Annotated in this window: 5 protein-coding genes and 1 pseudogene; all 6 read right to left on the bottom strand. The window is 63.0% G+C overall.

Annotated features, from left to right (window positions below; all coding sequences use genetic code 11):
• Positions 1-128: 128 nt before the first annotated feature.
• Positions 129-1,157, bottom strand: a complete 1,029-nt coding sequence (locus AGR7B_RS23245; protein ID WP_080858051.1) for a trans-3-hydroxy-L-proline dehydratase — start codon at positions 1,155-1,157, stop codon at positions 129-131.
• A 10-nt stretch (positions 1,158-1,167) separates the two neighbouring features.
• Complete coding sequence (lhpI, locus tag AGR7B_RS23240; protein WP_080858050.1) at positions 1,168-2,877, bottom strand: cis-3-hydroxy-L-proline dehydratase; 1,710 nt, start codon at positions 2,875-2,877, stop codon at positions 1,168-1,170.
• 12 nt (positions 2,878-2,889) lie between these two features.
• The gene (locus tag AGR7B_RS23235) at positions 2,890-4,131 is read right to left on the bottom strand and encodes an NAD(P)/FAD-dependent oxidoreductase (RefSeq protein WP_080858049.1); all 1,242 of its coding nucleotides are present in this window, start codon (positions 4,129-4,131) and stop codon (positions 2,890-2,892) included.
• On the bottom strand, positions 4,131-4,853 hold the full coding sequence (locus AGR7B_RS23230) for an amino acid ABC transporter ATP-binding protein (protein ID WP_020811659.1): 723 nt from the start codon (positions 4,851-4,853) through the stop codon (positions 4,131-4,133). The genes AGR7B_RS23235 and AGR7B_RS23230 overlap by 1 nt, the downstream gene beginning before the upstream one ends.
• Positions 4,846-5,498: pseudogene (locus AGR7B_RS23225) on the bottom strand (amino acid ABC transporter permease). Before AGR7B_RS23225 ends, AGR7B_RS23230 begins: the two are co-directional and overlap by 8 nt.
• Positions 5,499-5,510: 12 nt before the next feature.
• Entirely contained in the window at positions 5,511-6,176 is a 666-nt protein-coding gene (locus tag AGR7B_RS23220; protein WP_078053901.1) for an amino acid ABC transporter permease, read from the bottom strand.
• Between the last annotated feature and the right edge of the window lie 57 nt (positions 6,177-6,233).

Raw genomic sequence — 6,233 nt, 5'->3', positions numbered from 1 at the left:
CACGCTCTCCGAAATCCGGCAACGTTACCCCCTCATCTGACCCTTCGGGCCATCTTCTCCCCGGCGGGGAGAAGAAAGACGCCGAACCGATGCAGCCCGATTGGGGTATAGACCTTTAAAGGCCCTCCTTACCGCGCACCCCACGTATCCGTCAGACGATACCCTTCCGGCCACGGATCAGACGGGTCGAGCATGTGCTGGTGGATACCGGTGATCCAGCCGCGACCGGAGATTTCCGGCAGGATGGCTGGACGGTCGCCGACCGTTGTCGCTCCAAGAATACGGCCGGTGAAGGTAGAGCCGATCAGCGACACCGCCGTCAGCGTTTCGCCCTCCTTCATTTCGCCACGTGCATGCAGCACCGCCATGCGGGCCGAAAGGGCCGTGCCGGTCGGCGAACGGTCCACCTTGCCCGGCTGGATGGCGACGGCCGCCCCTGCCCGCAGGCCTTCGGCCGTGCGTTCCACCTTGCCGGCAAACAGGCAGAAGGAGAAATGTTTCCAGTCCGGGTTTTCCGGATGGTCGAAGCCCAGAGCCTTGTTAGCGGCATTGGTGATGCGCACGCCGAGGCGGGCAATCTCATGCGCCTCTTCCGGCTTCAGGCTAAAGCCCATAGCTTCGGCATCGACGATGACGAAGCTGTCGCCGCCATAGGCCGTGTCCACTTTCAGCGTACCGAGACCTTCCACCTCGAGTTCGACGTCGAGCTTTGCGGCAAAGCTCGGCAGGTTCTGCACGAAAATGCGCTCGGCCTTGCCGTTGCGGCATTCGGCGCGCACCCTCACCAGCCCACCCGGCGCTTCCAGCAGCATATGGGTTTCCGGCTCCTGCATCGGTACGATGCCGCCATCCAGAAGCACGGTGGAAACGCAGATGGAGTTGGAGCCGGACATGGGCGGCGTATCTTCCGGTTCCATGATGATGAAGGCGGCATCCGCATCCGGATGTTTCGGCGGCACCAGCAGGTTGACGTGCCGGAACACGCCGCCACGCGGCTCGTTTAGCACGAAATTGCGCAGGGTCTCATCGCGGGCGATGAAGCGGCTCTGCTCCCAGATCGTCTCGCCCGGCGGCGGCTTCACTCCACCGACGATCACGTCCCCCACCTCACCTTCCGCATGGGCGGAAATGACATGAATGGTCTTGATGCTGCGCATTCAGAACTCCTTAGGAAAGCCATGAAGGAAGAAGGGATGGAGCACGGCCGGTCAGCGCACTTTCCACGCAATCGGCAAGGCTGCCGAAGCGCACTGCGCGACCGCTGAGGCCCGGTCCGTAATGGGCGTATTTGCCGGAATTAGTCATCAGGGCACGGGTCTTCGTCGGGAAGACCGGTTCGGAAATGGAGCACCAGCAAAGATCAGGCAGCACCTGCACCCCGCTGTCATGCAGTCTTTTCAAGGTGCCGTCCTGGCTGGCCGCATCGATGACCTGCTGCCCGGCTGTCACGATGACGGCGACATCCGCATGCCGCTTGCGACCGGCGAGCACAGCGGCGAGCGCGCGGCACTCCTCCAGCGAGGCATGCGGGCTGCCGATGGCAACGAGCTGCACGTCCTCCGGCCCCTCATTCAGCAGCGACCAGCCGGCGGCCATATCTGCGAGCGAAATGGTGACGGTCTCGGCTGTTTCCAAAGGCGCAAGCCCGGCTTCCGGGGTCACACCCTCAATATGCAACATGGGCGCAGCGGATGTGGTGCCGAAAGCCGCGCAAAGCGCTTTTAGATCATCCCGTGACGGCTTCGCAGGGCCAAGGCCGCGCAGCAGCGGAATACAATCCGGTGCGGCCTTGCCCGCCAGATAACCGACGAGTGGCCAGAAGGCATCATCCACACCCTGCGGCAACGCCACATTGACGATGCGCTGAGGACGGCGATTTTCCTCCAGATAGACGCCGGCAAGCGGCGCCCTGCCCGTAAGCGCGATGCAGAGATCGAGAAAATCCGGATGTTTCGCCGTGCGCGCGCCAAGCACCGTATTGGCGAAGATCACCGCGTTCGATTCGGCCCAGGCGATCATGTCGCCGGCCCGCGGCGCGCTGTCGAGCAGGTAAGGCGAACAGGTGAAAGTCGGGCGACAGCCCATGCGCACATAGGCATCCGCCAGCCTTGCGGCCGGGTCGCCGAAATCCTCCGGCATGCCCTGCGAACGCCAATGCGCCTTGTCCACCGAAATGGCGTTCATGGTCGTCGGCACCCGTACCTTCGCGCCCATCTCCGCCATTTTTTCCGCGAAGGTGAGATTGGCGGGGCTGGCATAGATGCAACCGTCAATATGGCCCTGCGTGACATCGACAAGCGCCGATGCCCCTTGCTGGGCGGCCATGGCGACGGTGATGCGCATGGCCTGCTGCGCGGCGATGCCATCGCGCCCTTCGAGCACGGCCCGGTCGTCATCCCCAAGATCGAGATGCGCCGTCGCCGGCGGCGTGATGGCAAGGGAAACGCCATCGGCTTTAATGGCCGTCTCATCGATACGGACATGAACGGCTTTGGAGAACCGGGCGAAATTTTCCGCGTCGAGGCGCAGCACCGGCAAAGGCTTGCCGAACATCTCGGCGGCGATCAGCGCGCCCAGCGTCAGCACGTCCTCCGCCTCGCAGAAGACCAGCGCCGAGGGCGCACGGCCCGTCAGGATAAGATCGAGCAAGACGCCCGAACCGGTACAGGAGCCACGGCTGGTGGGCATGAACAGCACGCCGCCGGTGAGACAGATACCATGCAACGGGTGGTGCACGTCGATCACCCGGCCGGTGGCGGGATCGACCCCGCCCCAGAAACTCAGCGCTTCGGTGGTGGAGATCGCCGGCCCTTCGGCCGAACCGGCCAAAATGCTGCGGGCTTCAGAAACGGCTGTTGTCGAGAGGGAAGAAGACATCGGAAATCCCCGTCAGAAGCGTTGCGGCGAAAATGCCCTTGTATCGATGGCGGGTTTTTGCCCCGTCAGAAGATCGGCGACGATGCGGGCCGTGCCCGCCGATTGCGTCAACCCCAGATGTCCGTGGCCGAAGGCATAGACCACCCGCGCCGTGTGCCGTGCTTGCCCGATGGCCGGCAGGCTGTCCGGCAGCGAGGGGCGAAAGCCCATCCACTGCTTGCCGCCTTCGGTCTTCAGGCCCGGCAGGAAGGCTTTCGCCTTGGTCAGCAGCGCTTCGGAACGGGCGAAATTGGCCGGAAGCTCCAGTCCGCCCAGTTCCACCGCGCCACCGACGCGGATGCCGGAGGAAAGCCGCGTGACGACGAAACCATGGCCGCCGAAAGTCACCTGCGTGCGCAGATCGAAGGCGCCAGACGGCAGGGTCGTATTATACCCCCGTTCGGTTTCCAGCGGAATTTTTTCCCCGAGCGAACGGGCGATGCGATGCGAAAAGGCGCCGGCCGCCAGCACCACCCTGGCGGCCTTGCGGGTGCGCCCATCATGGCTCACTACCTCGACACCGTCTTCCAGCGGCCTGAGCGAAGCGATATCGAGGCATTCGATACGGCCGCCAATGGTGCGGAAATGCTCGGCCAGCGCCAGCGTGTAGAGCTTGGGGTCGGCGATGGAATACCAGCCGGGCGTGAACGTGCCGCAGGTGAAACGCGGCGCGATGCCGGGCTGTATCTCAGCCATCTGTTCGGCATTGAGATGCCGGAACTCGATACCGTGCCGCTCGCGCGCCTTCCAGCCGGGAAGCGAGGCTTCGAATTCCGCCTCGCTTTCATAGACCTGGAGGTTGCCCTCCTTGCGCAGCATGGCGATGGTGTCGGTCCTTTTCAAGAACGGCTCCAGCTCGGCCTTCGCGAGATCCATCAGCGCGGTCTGGGCGGCGGTCGAATGTTCCACCTTCGAAGCGGCGCAGGCCCGCCAGAACCGGAACATCCAAGGCGCAATTTTCAACGCATAGGCCGGCGGCACGCTGAGCGGACCGAGCGGATCGAGCAGCCACTTCGGCGCCTTCCACAGAATGCCGGGCGATGCCAGCGGCAGGATATCGGTGAAAGCGAAGGCACCGGCATTACCGGCGGACGCGCCCGCCGCCGGTCCCTCGCGGTCGATGACCGTGACCGACAGGCCACGGCCCTGCGCCGCGATTGCCGCCGAGAGGCCGACGACGCCGGCCCCGATGACGATGACATCATTGGCTGGCATTACCGCACGCTCGCCAGGAATTTCTGCGTTTCAGCGTGCTGCGGCGCGCCGAACAGCTGGTCCGGCGTGCCGATTTCCGCCATCACACCCTGATGGAAGAAGGCGACGCGGTTCGAGACATCGCGGGCGAAGGCCATTTCATGGGTGACGCAGATCATCGTCATGCCCTCATCCGCCAGCATCTTCAGCGTATCGAGCACTTCGCCCACCAGCATCGGGTCGAGCGCCGAGGTGACTTCGTCGAACAGCATATATTCCGGCGACATGGCAAGCGCGCGGGCAATCGCCATACGCTGCTGCTGACCGCCCGACATGCGGTTCGGATAGACCTTCAGCTTTTCGGCAAGGCCCACATGGGTCAATTGCTTTACCGCGATTTCCTCGGCCTGCTCCTTCGAGATACCGAGCACCTTGCGCGGCGCGAGCATGACGTTTTCGAGCACAGTCAGATGCGGGAAGGCGTTCCATTGCTGGAAGACGATGCCGACCTTGCGGCGCAGCTTGTTGAGGTCGGTGGACTTCGCATGCACTTCCGTGCCGTCGATGACGATCTTGCCGCTATCGATCGGCTCGAGGCCGTTGATGCAGGTCAGCAACGTCGACTTGCCGGAACCGGAGCCGCCGATGATGGTGACCACCTCGCCCTTGTTGACGGTGAGGTTGATCCCTTTCAGAACCTCCAGCGGGCCGAAGGATTTGCGGACGTTTTCGATCTCAATCATTGGGGGACCACCGTCTTTCGAGATACCCGCCGAAACGGGCGATGGGGAAGCTGATAAGGAAGTAGATGGCGCCGCAGATCATCAGGATCGTCAGCGGTTCCTGCAGGCGGGTAACGAGAATCTGCGAGGCACGCAGAAGCTCGATGAGGCCGAGCCAAAGCACCAGCGCCGAATCCTTCATGACACCGAGCGTGAGCCCGATCCATGCGGGCAGCGACACGCGGGTGGCGAGCGGCAGCACGATATAGCGCATGTCCTGCGACCAGGTCATACCCAGCGAACGGCAGGCGCGGCGCGTATTCGACGGCACGGCATCGATGCCGCCGCGCACGATCTCGGTGCAATAGGCTGCCGTATAAAGCGACAGCACCACGCAGGAGGTGGTGAATGGCGGCCAGCCGAGCTTGGCGATCGACTGGAAGGCGTTGCCGAGCACGAGCTGGATGAGCAGCGGCACGGAACGGAAAATATCCAGCACGAAGGTCAGCGGCAGCGACCAATAGGGGCCGAACTGGAAACGGATGATACCGAAGATGATCCCCATGATGGTGCCGCCGTGACGGCGACGGCGGTGACGGCAAGCGTCATACCGGCACCCTTGGCCAGGAAGGCGAGATCACTCCAGGTGAGAGCGGTTTCAAACATGGCTCACCTCTCTCAATAACGGAACAGACGCGCTGCCAGCAGACGGGCGGCGAGCGTGACGATCTTGGCGATCACGTAATAGATGACCGCGGCGAGCGCGAAGAATTCGAAGGTGCGGAACGAGCGCGCATTGAGCGCCTGCGTGACGCCGGCGAGATCCGTATTCATGCCGACCGTGACGCCGAGCGAGGTCATGAGAATTGCCCACACCATCTGGTTGGTGGCAGGCAGGAACGCAACGCGCAGCATCTGCGGCAGGATGATCAGCCGGAAGGTTTGCATCGAGGTCATGCCTAGCGAACGGCCCGAGCGCGTCTGCGTATCGGGAATGGCCTTTAGCGCGCCACGGAAATTTTCCGCCAGATAACCGGCATTGTTGAAGGCGATACCGACCAGAAGCGCCGTATAGGGGCTCAAATGAATGCCGAAATTGCCAAGGCCGAAATGGGCCATGTAGATCTGGAACAGCGCCGGCGTGTTGCGGGCGACTTCCACCCAGACGGCGGCGAAAGCGCCGAGAATGCGGTTGCCGGAGAGCCGGAACAGCGTCAGCACTATGGCGCAGGAAAGACCGATTACCATCGACAGAATGGCGATCTGCAGCGTCACCACCGCACCGTCCAGAAGCTGCGGCAGAGCCTTCAGCGCCTGATTCCAGTGGAATGTATAGTTGAACATTAAGCGTCCCGCCTTTTCAGAAACGATCAACGGCGCGATCATCTTGACCGCGCCGTT

It is taken from the genome of Agrobacterium deltaense RV3, from assembly GCF_900013505.1.
In the GTDB taxonomy this organism is placed as follows: domain Bacteria; phylum Pseudomonadota; class Alphaproteobacteria; order Rhizobiales; family Rhizobiaceae; genus Agrobacterium; species Agrobacterium leguminum.
The sequence above is the reverse complement of the archived record's forward strand: the minus strand, read 5'-3'. Positions and strand labels throughout refer to the sequence as shown.